This is a genomic window from Nocardioides sp. Z13_37 (assembly GCF_058355585.1).
This window is the reverse complement of sequence record NZ_JBZGDV010000005.1, coordinates 61,247-74,013: the sequence shown is the minus strand read 5'-3', so window position 1 is coordinate 74,013 and position 12,767 is coordinate 61,247. Positions and strand designations below refer to the sequence as shown.

Below are 12,767 nucleotides of genomic sequence, written 5' to 3'. Positions count from 1 at the left end.
CATGACGCGACTCTTCGGCACCGACGGGGTCAGGGGCCTGGCCAACGCCGACCTCACGGCCGAGCTGGCCCTCGACCTCTCCGTCTGCGCTGCACACGTGCTGGCCGACCGCGGCGAGTTCGAGGGCCACCGGCCCCTCGCGGTGGTGGGCCGCGACACCCGCATCTCCGGGCAGTTCCTCGAGTCGGCGGTCGTCGCCGGGCTGGCCTCGGCCGGCGTCGACGTGCTGCTGCTCGGCGTCCTGCCGACCCCCGGCGTCGCCTACATGACCGAGCGGCTCGGCGCCGACCTCGGCGTGGTGCTCTCGGCATCGCACAACCCGATGCCCGACAACGGCATCAAGTTCCTCGCCCGCGGCGGGCACAAGCTCGACGACGCCGTCGAGGTCGCCATCGAGCAGCGGATGGGCGAGCCGTGGGAGCGGCCCACCGGCGGCGACGTCGGCCGGGTGCGGGTCTACGAGAGCGCGGTCGAGGAGTACGCCGCCCACCTCGAGAGCACGATCAGCCACCCGCTGGTGGGGCTGACGGTCGTCCTCGACTGCGCCGAGGGCGCCGCGCACGCCGCGGGCCCGCGCGCCCTGGAGGACGCCGGCGCGACGGTGATCGCCATCCACGCCGACCCCGACGGCCTCAACATCAACGACAACTGCGGTTCCACCCACCTGGAGTCGCTGCGTGCCGCGGTGCGCGAGCACGGCGCCGACGCCGGCTTCGCACTGGACGGCGACGCCGACCGCTGCCTGGCCGTCGACGCCGAGGGCAACATCGTCGACGGCGACCAGATCCTGGCGATCCTCGCGCTCTCCCTGCTCGAGCAGGGCCGGCTGGCCAAGGACACCGTCGTCGCGACAGTGATGAGCAACCTGGGCTTCGTCCAGGCGATGCGCGCCGGGGGCGTCGGCGTGCGCCAGACCAAGGTCGGCGACCGCTACGTCCTCGAGGCGATGAGGGTCTCCGGCTACAACCTCGGCGGCGAGCAGTCCGGCCACGTCATCCTCAGCGACCACGCCACCACCGGCGACGGCATCCTCACCACGCTGCACGTGATGGAGCGGATGGCCACCACCGGCAGGTCGCTGGGCGACCTCGCCTCGGTGGTCACCCGGCTGCCGCAGGTGCTCCTCAACGTCTCCGGCGTCGACAAGTCGCGCGCCGACGAGGACGCGGTGCTCGCTGCGGCCATCGCGGAGGAGGAGGCGCTGCTGGGCGACCGCGGCCGCATCCTGCTCCGTCCCTCCGGCACCGAGCCGGTCGTGCGGGTGATGGTCGAGGCCCCCAGCGAGGACGAGGCGCAGGGCGTCGCCGCGCGGCTCGCCGAGGTCGTACGCAGCGAGCTCGCGCTCTAGCCCCTCCTCGTCCCCGCCGGGGGCTCAGGCGTCCCGCAGGTCCGCCAGGACGGTGGCTGCCCGCTGCGCGGCGGCGGCGCGCTCGGGCACCGCTTCGGCGTACGCCTGCTCCGCCTCGTGCAGCGAGGCGATCTCCGCGTCGAGGAGCGCGCGCTCGTCGGCGTCGGTGAGCACGCGCCGCCGCGCCTCGGTGGTGCCCGCACCGAGCGGTGCCTGCTCCAGCGCGCCGGCGGCGGGTCCGTCGTCGGGCACCGCCTCGGCGTTCTCCAGCGCGGCGAGCGCGGTCCGCAGGGTCGACACGGTCGCGGCGTCCCGGGCGCGGCGGGCCTCGAGCAGGGCCGCGCGGAGCCGGCTGCGCAGCGGTGAGTCGGTCGTCATCCGACGACCCTCTCGCAGCGCGGCGACGTGCGCACGCCGTTATCGGGGTGCACCGCGGTCGACGCGGCCACTAGCGTCGCCGCCGTGGGCGTCGACATCGAGCAGATCAACCCGCGCAACGAGGCAGCCCTGCGCGCGTGGTGGGAGGTCGGCCGCGCGGCGACGGCCGACCGGCCCGGCACGCCGTGGCCGGTGTGGGAGCAGAGCCGGGTCGCCCTGCCGGCGCCCAACCCCGAGCGGGGCGTCACGATCATCGGGGCGATCGACGGCCGCGAGATGGTCGGGGCCGGCCTGCTGACCCGGACCCTGAAGGACAACCTGCACTCCGCGATGGCGTTCGCCTACGTCCGTCCCGACCGCACGAGGCAGGGGATCGGCCGTCGGCTGGTGGCGGAGCTCGAGACCGTGGCCGCGGGCGACGGTCGTACGACGATCCAGGGCGAGGCCTACGTCCCGCCCGGCGGGTCCGGGCCGGCCGAGCACTTCGCCCGGGCGATGGGCTACGACGTGGCCAGCCGCGAGTCGATCAAGGAGCTGGCGCTCGCCGACTACCGCGCCCGTCGCGACGAGCTGGCCGCGACCGCCCCGGTGCCCGACGGCTACCGCGTCGTCACCTTCGACACCGTGTGCCCCGAGGAGCACCTCGCGTCCTTCGGCCGGATCCTCGGCCTGCTGATGTCGGACATCCCGCTCGGCGATCTCGACCTCGCCGCCTCGGACTGGACGCCGGAGCGCATCCGCGAGGCCGAGCAGCGCCAGCTCGCGATCGGCCGGCACGTCCACACGGCGATGGCGATCGCGCCCGACGGGTCGGTGGCGGGTGTCTCCGACGTACGTGTCGACGACAGCGATCCGGCCCACGGCCAGGTCGGCATCACCATCGTCGACCGCGCCCACCGCGGGCGTCGGCTGGGGCTGGTGCTCAAGGTGGCCACGCACGACCTCGCCCTCGCGACCCATCCCGGCCTGGTCTCCCTCGACACCTCCAACGCCGAGGTCAACACCTGGATGAACGCCGTCAACGACGCCCTCGGCTACCGCACGATCGAGACGCTGCTGGAGCTGCAGAAGCGGCTGTGACGTCCGCTCAGAGCTTGCGCAGCCGCACGTAGCGCACGGAGTGGTCGGCGTCCTTGCGGAGCACCAGGGTGGCGCGGGAGCGGGTGGGGGCGACGTTCTGCACGAGGTTGGGCCCGTTGGTGGAGTCCCAGATGCGGGTGGCCTGGTCGACGGCCTCGTCGTGGGAGAGCGCGGCGTACTTGCGGAAGTAGGACGCCGGGTCGCGGAAGGCGGTCTCGCGCAGCCGCAGGAAGCGGTCGACGTACCACCGCTTGATGTCGGCCAGCGCGGCGTCGACGTAGACAGTGAAGTCGAAGAAGTCGCTGACCGCCAGGCCGGTGCGGCCGTCCTCGCGCACCCGGGCGGGCTGGAGGACGTTGAGGCCCTCGACGATCACGATGTCCGGGCGCTTGACCACGACCTTCTCGTCGGGCAGGACGTCGTAGACCAGGTGGGAGTAGATCGGCGCCTCGACCTCGTCGCGGCCGGACTTGATGTCGATGACGAACTTGAGCAGCGCCCGGCGGTCGTAGGACTCCGGGAACCCCTTGCGGTGCAGGATCCCGCGGCGCTCGAGCTCGGCGTTGGGCAGCAGGAAGCCGTCGGTCGTGACCAGCGCGACGTTGGGGTGCTCGGGCCAGTGGGCGAGCATCTGCTGCAGCACGCGGGCGGTGGTCGACTTGCCGACGGCCACCGACCCGGCGAGGCCGATCACGAACGGCGTACGCGGCGGGGTGACGCGGTGCAGGAACTCCTCCTGCTCGCGGTGCAGGCGAGAGTTGGCCGCCACGTAGAGGCTCAGCAGCCGCGAGAGCGGGAGGTAGACCTGCTCGATCTCGCGCAGGTCGAGCTGGTCGCCCAGGCCGCGGAGCCGGGAGACCTCCTCGCGGGTCAGGGTGGTCTCGGCCGTGCCGACCAGCTGCGCCCAGGCCGCCCGCTCGAGCTCGACGTAGGGGGAGGACTCGCCGCCGTTGGAGGGCGGCGTGTCCTCGGGCATGGGTGCGATTGTGGCACCGCCGTGGCGTCCGGCCGCGCAGCACCCTGCCGATAGACTCCCGGCCCATGTGCGGAATCGTCGGGTACGTGGGTCCCAGGCCGGCCCAGGGCGTCATCATCGAGGGGCTGCGACGCCTGGAGTACCGCGGCTACGACTCCGCCGGCATCGCGCTCGTCGACGCCGGATCGATCGTGTCGGAGAAGCGCGCCGGCAAGCTCGCCAACCTCGAGAAGGCGCTCGCCGACTCCCCGCTCCCGCCCAGCACCACCGGCATCGGGCACACCCGCTGGGCCACCCACGGGCCGCCGACCGACCGCAACGCCCACCCGCACCTGGGCCGGGCTCGTCGGGTGGCGCTGGTGCACAACGGCATCATCGAGAACTTCGCCGAGCTGCGCACCCGCCTGGAGACCGAGGGCGTCGAGATGGCCTCCGACACCGACACCGAGGTCGCGGCGCACCTGCTCGAGGAGCAGCTCGAGACCGGCGTCGACCTGACCGTCGCCATGCAGAACGTCTGCAGCGGCCTGGAGGGCGCGTTCACCCTCGTCGCCATCGACGCCCACGACCCCGACCGCGTCGTCGCGGCCCGCCGCAACAGCCCGCTCGTGGTCGGGGTCGGCGAGGGCGAGAACTTCGTCGGCTCCGACGTGGCCGCCTTCATCGAGCACACCCGCGAGGCGCTGGAGCTCGGCCAGGACCAGGTCGTCACGATCACCCGCGAGGGCGTCAGCGTCTCCGGCTTCGACGGCACCCCGGCCGAGGGCCGCCGCTACCACGTCGACTGGGACCTCTCGGCCGCCGAGAAGGACGGCCACGACTGGTTCATGCGCAAGGAGATCTTCGAGCAGCCGCGCGCCGTCGCCGACTCGCTCCTGGGTCGCCGCGGCGTCGACGGCAAGCTCCACCTCGACGAGATGCGGCTCACCGACCAGGAGCTGCGCGACGTCGACAAGATCATCATCATCGCCGCCGGCACGTCGTTCTACGCCGGGATGGTCGCCAAGTACGCCATCGAGCACTGGTGCCGGATCCCGGTGGAGGTCGAGCTCGCCAGCGAGTTCCGCTACCGCGACCCGATCCTGACCAACTCCACCCTGGTGGTCGCGATCAGCCAGTCCGGGGAGACCGCCGACACCCTCCAGGCCATCCGGCACGCCCGGGTGCAGCGCTCGAAGGTGCTGGCCATCTGCAACACCAACGGCTCCACCATCCCGCGCGAGTCCGACGGCGTCATCTACACCCACGCCGGTCCCGAGATCGGCGTGGCCTCGACCAAGGGCTTCCTGACCCAGCTGGTCGCCTGCTACCTCCTCGCGCTCTACCTCGCGCAGGTCAAGGGCACCCGCTACGGCGACGAGGTCTCGCAGGTGATGGACCAGCTCGACGAGATGCCCGGCCACGTCGAGACCGTGCTGGAGAAGGCCGAGCAGGTCTACGCGCTCGCCCGCGACCACGTCGACAGCCGCGCCGTGCTGTTCCTGGGCCGGCACGCCGGCTACCCGGTCGCGCTGGAAGGGGCCCTCAAGCTCAAGGAGATCGCCTACCTCCACGCCGAGGGCTTCGCGGCCGGCGAGCTCAAGCACGGGCCGATCGCGCTCGTGGAGGAGGGGCTCCCGGTCCTGTGCATCGTGCCACCCCGCGGCCGCGACCACCTGCACGACAAGATGGTCAGCGGCATCCAGGAGGTCCGCGCGCGCGGCGCCCGGACGATCTGCCTGGCCGAGGAGGGCGACACGACGATCGTCCCCTACGCCGACGAGCTCATCACGCTGCCCCAGGTGCCGGTGCTGCTCCAGCCGCTCGTGGCGGTGGTGCCGCTGCAGCTGTTCGCGTGCGAGCTCGCCACCCAGCTCGGCCACGACGTCGACCAGCCCCGCAACCTCGCCAAGTCCGTCACGGTCGAGTAGCGCCATGCCGGTCATCGGCGTCGGCATCGACGTGGTCGACATCGACCGCTTCGTGCAGTCCCTCGAGCGCACCCCCGGGCTGCGCGGTCGACTGTTCACCGAGGCCGAGTCGGCGCGTCCGCCGGCATCGCTGGCCGCGCGCTTCGCGGCCAAGGAGGCGATCGCCAAGGCGCTCGGGGCTCCCGTCGGGATGGCCTGGCACGACGCCGAGATCGTCTCGGAGGAGACCGGCCGGCCCCGCCTCGAGATCCGCGGGACGGTCGCCGCGCGCGCCGAGGCGATGGGGGTCGTGCACGTGCACGTCTCGCTGTCGCACGACGCCGGCATCGCCTCCGCCGTCGTCGTGCTGGAGTCCTGAGGAGTCGCCATGATGCGTGCCCACACCGTCGAGGACGTACGCCGTGCGGAGGCCGCCGCGATGGCGCTCCTGCCCGACGGCGCCCTCATGCAGCGCGCCGCCGCGGGCCTGGCCGCCGCGGTGCTCGACCTGCTCGGCGGTGGCTACGGACGACGCGTGCTGCTGCTGGTCGGGCCCGGCGACAACGGCGGCGACGCGCTGTGGGCGGGCGCCCGGCTCGCCGCCCGCGGCGCCGCGGTCGAGGCGCTGCTGCTCGCCGACCACGCCCACGAGGCGGGCCACACCGCCCTGCTGGCCGCGGGCGGTCGGACGACCCGCGACGCCGCCGACCTCGACCCCCGCCCCGACGTCGTGGTCGACGGCATCGTCGGCATCGGCGGCCGGCCGGGCCTGCGTCCCGACGCGGTGGCGGCGCTCGAGCGGTTCGCCGGCGTGCCGGTGGTCGCGGTCGACGTGCCGTCCGGGGTCGACGTCGACGGCGGCACGCTCGACGGCCCGCACGTGCGCGCCGACCTGACCGTCACCTTCGGCACCCACAAGGTCGCCCACCTCGTCGACCCCGCCTGCCTCGCCAGCGGGGCGGTCCACCTCGTCGACCTCGGCCTCGACGACGCCGAGCTCGGTGCGCCCGCCGTCGAGGCGCTCCAGCCCGGCGACGTCCGCAGGCTGCTGCCCAGACCCGGGCCCACCGCGCACAAGTACACCCGCGGCGTGGTCGGCGTCCGCGCCGGGTCGAGCACCTACCCCGGAGCCGCCCTGCTGGCCGTCGCCGGCGCCGCCTGCGGCCTCACGGGGATGGTGCGCTACGTCGGTCCCGACGAGGTGGCCGCCGCGGTCCGGGGCGCGCACCCCGAGGTCGTCGGCGACGGGCGGGTCCAGGCCTGGGTCGTGGGCCCCGGAGGCGGCGACGACGCCGGGGCGATGGTCGCCGCGGCCCGCTCCGACGACGTGCCCGTGGTCGCCGATGCCGACGCGCTGCGCCACGTCGACGCCCCCGCGCCCGGCTGGGTCCTCACCCCACATGCCGGGGAGCTGGCCGTGATGCTCGACCTCGAGCGCGCCGAGGTGGAGGCAGCCCCGCTGGAGCACGCCCGCCGTGCCGCCGAGCGCTTCGGCTGCGTGGTGCTCCTCAAGGGCCACCACACCCTCGTCGCCGACCCGCGCGGACAGGTGCGGGCGACCACCACGGGCGCGCCGTGGCTCGCCACCGCCGGGGCCGGCGACGTGCTCGCCGGGCTGATCGGTGCGCTGCTCGCGGCGGGGCTCGAGCCGTACGACGCCGCGTCCGTGGGCTCCTGGGTGCACGGCGCCGCCGCGACCCAGGCGTCCGGCGACGGACCGCTCACCGCGGGCCGCGTCGCCGCCCAGATCCCGCGCCTGGTGCGCGACACGATCGCGGGTTTGGGATGATCGTCCCATGAGCGATCCTGTGCCGCCGCGCGCCGAGATCGTCGTCGACCTCGCCGCGGTGCGCCACAACGTGCGCATCCTCAAGGACCTGGTGAACGTCGACGGTCCCGTCGCGCTCATGGTCGTCGTCAAGGCCGACGGCTACGGACACGGCATGGCGGAGGTGGCCGCGGCCGCGCGCGACGCGGGGGCCGACTGGCTGGGCGTGGCCACCGTCGAGGAGGCGCTCGCCCTGCGGGCCGCCGGCGACGAGGGGCGGCTGCTGTGCTGGCTGAGCGCCCCGGGCGACGACTTCGCGGCCGCCGTGGCGGCCGGGGTCGAGGTCACCGCCTACTCGCTGGCCGAGCTCGAGGAGATCGCCGCCGTGGACGGTGCCCGCGTGCAGCTGAAGGTCGACACCGGACTCTCCCGCGGTGGAGCGCCCCGCGCGGAGTGGCCCGACCTGTTCGCGGCGGCGAGCCTCCTCGAGCGCCAGGGCCGGATCACCGTCACCGGCATCTGGTCGCACCTCGCCGCCAGCGACGAGCCCGAGCACCCGGCCAACGACGCGCAGGAGGCCGCCTTCCGCGACGCCCTCGCGCTGGCCGCGGAGGCGGGTCTCGACCCCGAGGTGGCCCACCTGGCCAACTCGGCGGCCGCGGTCCTGCGCCCGTCCTCCCACTTCGACATGGTGCGCTGCGGCATCGCGGCCTACGGCCTCGACCCGGCACCCGGCGTCACCCCGCACCTGGGCCTGCGGCCCGCGATGACGGTGCGGGCCCGGCTGCTGCTCAGCAAGCAGGTGCAGGCCGGCGACGGCGTCTCCTACGGCCACAGCTGGCACGCCGAGCGCGACACGAGCGTGGGCGTCGTGCCGGTCGGCTACGCCGAGGGCGTCCCGCGGGCCGCCGGCAACGCCGCCACCGTCTGGGTGGGCGACTCGCGGCGCCCGATCCGGGGACGGGTGTGCATGGACCAGCTGGTCGTCGAGCTGCACGGCGAGCTGCCGCCGCCCGGCACCGAGGTCGTCCTCTTCGGCCCCGGCGACTCGGGCGAGCCGACCGCGCAGGAGTGGGCCGAGGCGATGGGCACGATCAGCTACGAGGTCGTCACCCGCATCGGCGGCCGGTTCGTCCGCCGGCACGTCGACAGCGACGACGAGGCCGGAGGGACCACCGCGTGAGCGTCAAGGGCCGCATCTTCGGCTCCGTCGTGGGCGCGGCGGGCCTGGCCGCCGCTGCCGGTGCCGTGGGCATCGCGCGCCAGAACCGGGTCATCGGCAACCGCGCCGCCGGGGAGACGGTCGCCTTCGGCGAGCTGCACAGCCCGCCGCGGGTGGTGGTCGCCGACGACGGCCTCGCCCTCCACGTGGAGATCGACGAGCCCGCCGACTTCGGCGGCCGCCCCTCGATCGACGACGACCTCACCGTCGTGTTCGTGCACGGCTACTCCCTCAACCTCGACTGCTGGCACTTCCAGCGCGCGGCCTACCGCGGCCAGGTGCGCACGGTCTTCTACGACCAGCGCAGCCACGGCCGCTCGGCACGCTCCGACGAGGAGCACTGCACGGTGGAGCAGCTCGGCCACGACCTGCGCCGCGTCATCGAGAGCACCGTCCCCGGCCCGTGCGTGGTGGTCGGCCACTCCATGGGCGGGATGAGCGTGATCTCGCTGGCCGAGCAGCACCCTGACCTCTTCGGCGACAAGGTCCGCGGCGCCGCGCTGATCTCCACCACGGCCGGCGGGCTCGACCCGGGCCGGATCCTGTTCCCGATGCTGCCGCTGGGCCTCGGCGGGCGGTTCGTGGGGCGTGCGGTCCGTACGCTCGACCGCGGCCACAAGGTCGTCGACCGCGCGCGGGCGTGGGGCCACGCGGTCGCCGACGTCATCACCGACCGCTACGCCTTCGGCGACGACGAGGTCCCCGCCTCGTACGTGGAGTTCGTCTACTCGATGCTCGACGCGACGCCGTTCGCGGTGGTCGCAGACTTCTACCCCGCCTTCGCCACCCTCGACCACTTCGACCACCTCGAGCCGTTGGGGCGGGTGCCCACCTCGATCATCTGCGGCACCGCCGACAAGATCACCTCCATCGGCCACAGCCGCAAGCTGCACAGCCGGATCCCGGGCTCGAGCCTGCTCGAGTGCGAGGGCGCGGGCCACATGGTGGTGCTCGAGCGCCACAAGCAGGTCACCGCCGAGCTCGACGACCTGATCTCGCTGGCCCAGGGGCAGGACCTGTCGTGAGCCTCGACGTGCGCAGGGTCGGCCCCGAGTCGGCCGCCGACGTGCTGGCCGTGGTGCGGGAGGCCTTCGGTGCCCGTCCCGCCCTCGACCCGCCGGCCGACGCCCTGGGCGAGGACGTCGACTCCCTGCGGCGCCTGCTCGCCCGCCGCGGCGGCCTGCTCGCGTGCCTCGACGGGCAGCCGGTGGGCTGCGTCGTCCTCGACCCGACGCCCGACGGCCTGGTGCTGCGCCGCTTCGGGGTGACGCCGGCCGCGCAGGGCAGAGGAGTGGCCACCGCGCTCGTCGAGGCGGCCGTGGAGACGGCGGTCGGGCGGTCGGCGGTGCGGGTCGTCGCCCGCGAGGAGCTGCCCGGCACCGTGGCGTTCTGGGAGGCCCACGAGTTCGTCGTCACGGGTGCCACCAGTCCCTACGTCGAGCTCGCGAGGTGGCTCGGCACGTCGTTCGACGCCCCCGACGCGGAGGCGATGCGCCGCCTGGGCGCCCGGGTCGGCGCCAGCCTCGTGGCCGGCGACCTGGTGGTGCTCACCGGTGAGCTGGGCGCGGGCAAGACGACCTTCACCCAGGGCCTGGGCGAAGGGCTGGGCGTGCGCGGCGGCGTGACGTCGCCGACGTTCGTGATCGCCCGGGTGCACCCCGCGCTGGGGGAGGGCCCCGACCTCGTGCACGTCGACGCCTACCGCCTCGGCGGGCTCGAGGAGCTCGACGACCTCGACCTCGACACCTCCCTCGACACGGCCGTCACCGTGGTCGAGTGGGGCGCAGGCCTGGCCGAGGGGCTGGCGGAGTCTCGCCTCGAGGTCGTGATCGAGCGGGCCGTGGGGGACGCGCCGGCCGACGACGAGGTCGACCCGCGCCGGGTTTCGCTGCGCTGGATCGTCGGACAGTAGCCTCGACGCCGTGCTGCTCGCCTTCGACACCGCGACCCCGCTGGTCTCCGTCGCCCTGCACGACGGCGAGCGGGTCGTGGTCGAGCACTCCTCCGAGCAGCCGATGAAGCACGGCGAGCACCTCGCGCCGCTCATCGCCCGCGCGATGGAGGACGCCGGCATCGTTCGCCAGGACCTCACCGCGGTCGCGGTGGGCGTCGGCCCCGGACCGTTCACCGGGCTGCGGGTCGGCGTCGTCACCGCGCGCACCCTCGGCTTCGTCCTCGACGTGCCGGTCTACGGCGTGTGCTCGCTCGACGCCGTCGCACTCCAGGTCGCCGCCGGTGGCGCCACCGACGGCGGTTTCCTCGTCGCCACCGACGCGCGCCGCAAGGAGGTCTACCTCGCCTCCTACGACGCCGGCGGCCGCCGTCTCGAGGGCCCCGTCGTCACCCGGCCGGCCGAGGTCGCCACCGACGCCCCCGTCGCCGGCGCCGGGCCCGAGCTCTACCCCGACGCGTTCCCCCACGCGATCGCGCCCGCCCGGCCGAGCGCCGGCTGGCTGGCCGCCGGCGTGGCCGACGAGCTCGTCGAGCTGCTCGACCCCGAGCCCCTCTACCTGCGCCGCCCCGACGCGGTCGCCGGCGCACCCAGGAAGCCCGTCTCGTGATCCGTCCCGCCACGCTCGCCGACCTGCCGGTACTCGTCGCCCTCGAGCAGGAGCTCTTCGGGCCCGACGCGTGGAGCGAGGCGCTCGTGCGCGAGGAGATCGAGGGACCCGGGCGACGCTTCGTGGTCGCCGACGACCTCTCCGGCTACGCCGTGACGATGACCGCCGGCGACATCGTCGACCTGCTGCGCATCGGCGTACGCCCCGACGCGCGCCGCAGCGGCCTCGCCTCGCGGCTCCTCGACGAGCTCCTCGTCGACACCGACGGGGCATCCCGCATGCTGCTGGAGGTGAGCGTGGCCAACGCCCCTGCCGTCGGGTTCTACGTCGCCCGCCAGTTCAGCGTCATCGACGTACGACCGCACTACTACCGCGACGGGTCGGAGGCGCTGGTGATGTGCCGCTGGCTGCCCGGCGCGGCCAGGGAGCAGACGGAGACCGCCCATGACTGACGCACCGCTCGTCCTCGGCATCGAGACCTCCTGCGACGAGACCGGCGTCGGCATCGTCCGGGGCCACACCCTGCTCGCCGACAACGTCGCCAGCAGCGTCGAGGAGCACGCCCGCTTCGGCGGCGTCGTGCCCGAGGTCGCCAGCCGCGCCCACCTCGAGGCGATGGTGCCCACGATCGAGCGGGCCGCCGAGACCGCCGGCATCTCCCTGTCCGACATCGACGCCGTCGCCGTGACCAGCGGGCCCGGGCTCGCCGGCGCGCTGCTGGTGGGCGTGGCGAGCGCCAAGGCGCTCGCGCTCGGCCTGGGCAAGCCGATCTACGGCGTCAACCACCTCGCCGCCCACGTCGCGGTCGACCAGCTCGAGCACGGCCCGCTGCCCGAGCCCTGCCTCGCGATGCTGGTCTCCGGCGGCCACTCCAGCCTGCTGGAGGTCACCGACGTCACCGTCGGCGTCGAGCCGATGGGCTCGACCATCGACGACGCCGCGGGGGAGGCCTTCGACAAGGTCGCCCGGCTCCTCGGCCTGCCCTTCCCCGGCGGACCCCACATCGACAAGCAGGCCCGCTCCGGCAACAGCGTCGCGATCGACTTCCCGCGCGGGCTCACCAGCCGCCGCGACCTCGAGCGGCACCGCTTCGACTTCTCGTTCTCCGGGCTGAAGACCGCCGTCGCCCGCTGGGTGGAGGCCCAGCAGCGCGCGGGCGCCACGATCGACGTCGCCGACGTGGCCGCGTCGTTCCAGGAGGCGGTGTGCGACGTGCTGACCCGCAAGGCGATCGACGCGGCGACGAGCCGCGGGATCGAGGACATCCTCATCGGCGGCGGCGTGGCCGCCAACAGCCGTCTGCGGGCGATGGCCGAGGAGCGCGCGAGCGTCCGTGGCATCCGGGTGCGGGTGCCACGCCCGGGCCTGTGCACCGACAACGGCGCGATGGTCGCCGCGCTCGGCGCCGAGCTCGTCGCGCGGGGGCGTACGCCCTCCTCGCTCGACCTCCCCGCCGACTCCTCCCAGCCGATCACGACCGTGGTGGCCTGACCGCTCCCCGGCAGGCATGACGAAGACCCCCGCCCGAGAGCGGGGGCCTGCGTC

At 74.3% G+C, this 12,767-nt stretch carries 13 protein-coding genes; 11 read left to right on the top strand and 2 right to left on the bottom strand.

Translation table 11 applies throughout. The annotated features are described in order from the left end of the window. The first annotated feature begins 1 nt into the window (after position 1). Complete coding sequence (gene glmM, locus AC4H2S_RS13185) at positions 2–1,348, top strand: phosphoglucosamine mutase (protein WP_491497444.1); 1,347 nt, start codon at positions 2–4, stop codon at positions 1,346–1,348. 24 nt (positions 1,349–1,372) lie between these two features. On the opposite strand, the gene AC4H2S_RS13180 is transcribed toward glmM, so the two are convergent. Continuing rightward, a complete protein-coding gene (locus tag AC4H2S_RS13180) occupies positions 1,373–1,726 on the bottom strand; it encodes a hypothetical protein (protein ID WP_491497443.1) in 354 nt (117 codons plus the stop codon). An 84-nt stretch (positions 1,727–1,810) separates the two neighbouring features. On the opposite strand from AC4H2S_RS13180, the gene AC4H2S_RS13175 reads away from it, so the two are divergent. After that, positions 1,811–2,806, top strand: coding sequence for a GNAT family N-acetyltransferase (locus AC4H2S_RS13175; protein WP_491497442.1), 996 nt, complete (start codon positions 1,811–1,813; stop codon positions 2,804–2,806). Positions 2,807–2,813: 7 nt separating this feature from the next. Here AC4H2S_RS13175 and coaA read toward each other — a convergent pair whose 3' ends face one another. Further along, positions 2,814–3,782, bottom strand: coding sequence for a type I pantothenate kinase (gene coaA / locus AC4H2S_RS13170; RefSeq protein ID WP_491497441.1), 969 nt, complete (start codon positions 3,780–3,782; stop codon positions 2,814–2,816). Between the two features lie 65 nt (positions 3,783–3,847). On the opposite strand from coaA, the gene glmS reads away from it, so the two are divergent. From glmS to tsaD, 9 genes are read left to right on the top strand one after another with little or no spacing between them, the layout of a single operon-like run. Then, positions 3,848–5,692 carry a glutamine--fructose-6-phosphate transaminase (isomerizing) gene (gene glmS / locus AC4H2S_RS13165; protein WP_491497440.1) on the top strand — a complete coding sequence of 615 codons (1,845 nt, stop codon included), beginning with the start codon at positions 3,848–3,850 and terminating at the stop codon, positions 5,690–5,692. Between the two features lie 4 nt (positions 5,693–5,696). Beyond that, positions 5,697–6,050, top strand: coding sequence for a holo-ACP synthase (locus AC4H2S_RS13160; protein ID WP_491497439.1), 354 nt, complete (start codon positions 5,697–5,699; stop codon positions 6,048–6,050). Positions 6,051–6,059: 9 nt separating this feature from the next. Continuing rightward, a complete protein-coding gene (locus tag AC4H2S_RS13155) occupies positions 6,060–7,460 on the top strand; it encodes an NAD(P)H-hydrate dehydratase (RefSeq protein WP_491497438.1) in 1,401 nt (466 codons plus the stop codon). Positions 7,461–7,467: 7 nt separating this feature from the next. Continuing rightward, complete coding sequence (alr, locus tag AC4H2S_RS13150) at positions 7,468–8,622, top strand: alanine racemase (RefSeq protein WP_491497437.1); 1,155 nt, start codon at positions 7,468–7,470, stop codon at positions 8,620–8,622. Next, positions 8,619–9,686, top strand: coding sequence for an alpha/beta fold hydrolase (locus tag AC4H2S_RS13145; RefSeq protein ID WP_491497436.1), 1,068 nt, complete (start codon positions 8,619–8,621; stop codon positions 9,684–9,686). The genes alr and AC4H2S_RS13145 overlap by 4 nt, the downstream gene beginning before the upstream one ends. Then, positions 9,683–10,573, top strand: a complete 891-nt coding sequence (tsaE, locus tag AC4H2S_RS13140) for a tRNA (adenosine(37)-N6)-threonylcarbamoyltransferase complex ATPase subunit type 1 TsaE (RefSeq protein ID WP_491497435.1) — start codon at positions 9,683–9,685, stop codon at positions 10,571–10,573. Before AC4H2S_RS13145 ends, tsaE begins: the two co-directional genes overlap by 4 nt. A 10-nt stretch (positions 10,574–10,583) precedes the next feature. After that, positions 10,584–11,222, top strand: coding sequence for a tRNA (adenosine(37)-N6)-threonylcarbamoyltransferase complex dimerization subunit type 1 TsaB (gene tsaB / locus AC4H2S_RS13135; RefSeq protein ID WP_491497434.1), 639 nt, complete (start codon positions 10,584–10,586; stop codon positions 11,220–11,222). Beyond that, on the top strand, positions 11,219–11,674 hold the full coding sequence (locus tag AC4H2S_RS13130; RefSeq protein WP_491497433.1) for a GNAT family N-acetyltransferase: 456 nt from the start codon (positions 11,219–11,221) through the stop codon (positions 11,672–11,674). The genes tsaB and AC4H2S_RS13130 overlap by 4 nt, the downstream gene beginning before the upstream one ends. Next, positions 11,667–12,713: a tRNA (adenosine(37)-N6)-threonylcarbamoyltransferase complex transferase subunit TsaD gene (gene tsaD, locus AC4H2S_RS13125; RefSeq protein WP_491497432.1), complete on the top strand. Its 1,047-nt coding sequence runs from the start codon at positions 11,667–11,669 to the stop codon at positions 12,711–12,713. The genes AC4H2S_RS13130 and tsaD overlap by 8 nt, the downstream gene beginning before the upstream one ends. The last annotated feature ends 54 nt before the right edge of the window (positions 12,714–12,767 follow it).

What these genes read in the sequence shown, in the direction of transcription:
- glmM (WP_491497444.1), top strand. Translation starts at nt 2, where the DNA reads ATGACGCGACTCTTCGGCACCGACGGGGTCAGGGGCCTGGCCAACGCC.
- AC4H2S_RS13155 (WP_491497438.1), top strand. Translation starts at nt 6,060, where the DNA reads ATGATGCGTGCCCACACCGTCGAGGACGTACGCCGTGCGGAGGCCGCC.
- tsaD (WP_491497432.1), top strand. Translation starts at nt 11,667, where the DNA reads ATGACTGACGCACCGCTCGTCCTCGGCATCGAGACCTCCTGCGACGAG.
- glmS (WP_491497440.1), top strand. Translation starts at nt 3,848, where the DNA reads ATGTGCGGAATCGTCGGGTACGTGGGTCCCAGGCCGGCCCAGGGCGTC.
- AC4H2S_RS13160 (WP_491497439.1), top strand. Translation starts at nt 5,697, where the DNA reads ATGCCGGTCATCGGCGTCGGCATCGACGTGGTCGACATCGACCGCTTC.
- alr (WP_491497437.1), top strand. Translation starts at nt 7,468, where the DNA reads ATGAGCGATCCTGTGCCGCCGCGCGCCGAGATCGTCGTCGACCTCGCC.
- coaA (WP_491497441.1), bottom strand. Translation starts at nt 3,782, where the DNA reads ATGCCCGAGGACACGCCGCCCTCCAACGGCGGCGAGTCCTCCCCCTAC.
- AC4H2S_RS13180 (WP_491497443.1), bottom strand. Translation starts at nt 1,726, where the DNA reads ATGACGACCGACTCACCGCTGCGCAGCCGGCTCCGCGCGGCCCTGCTC.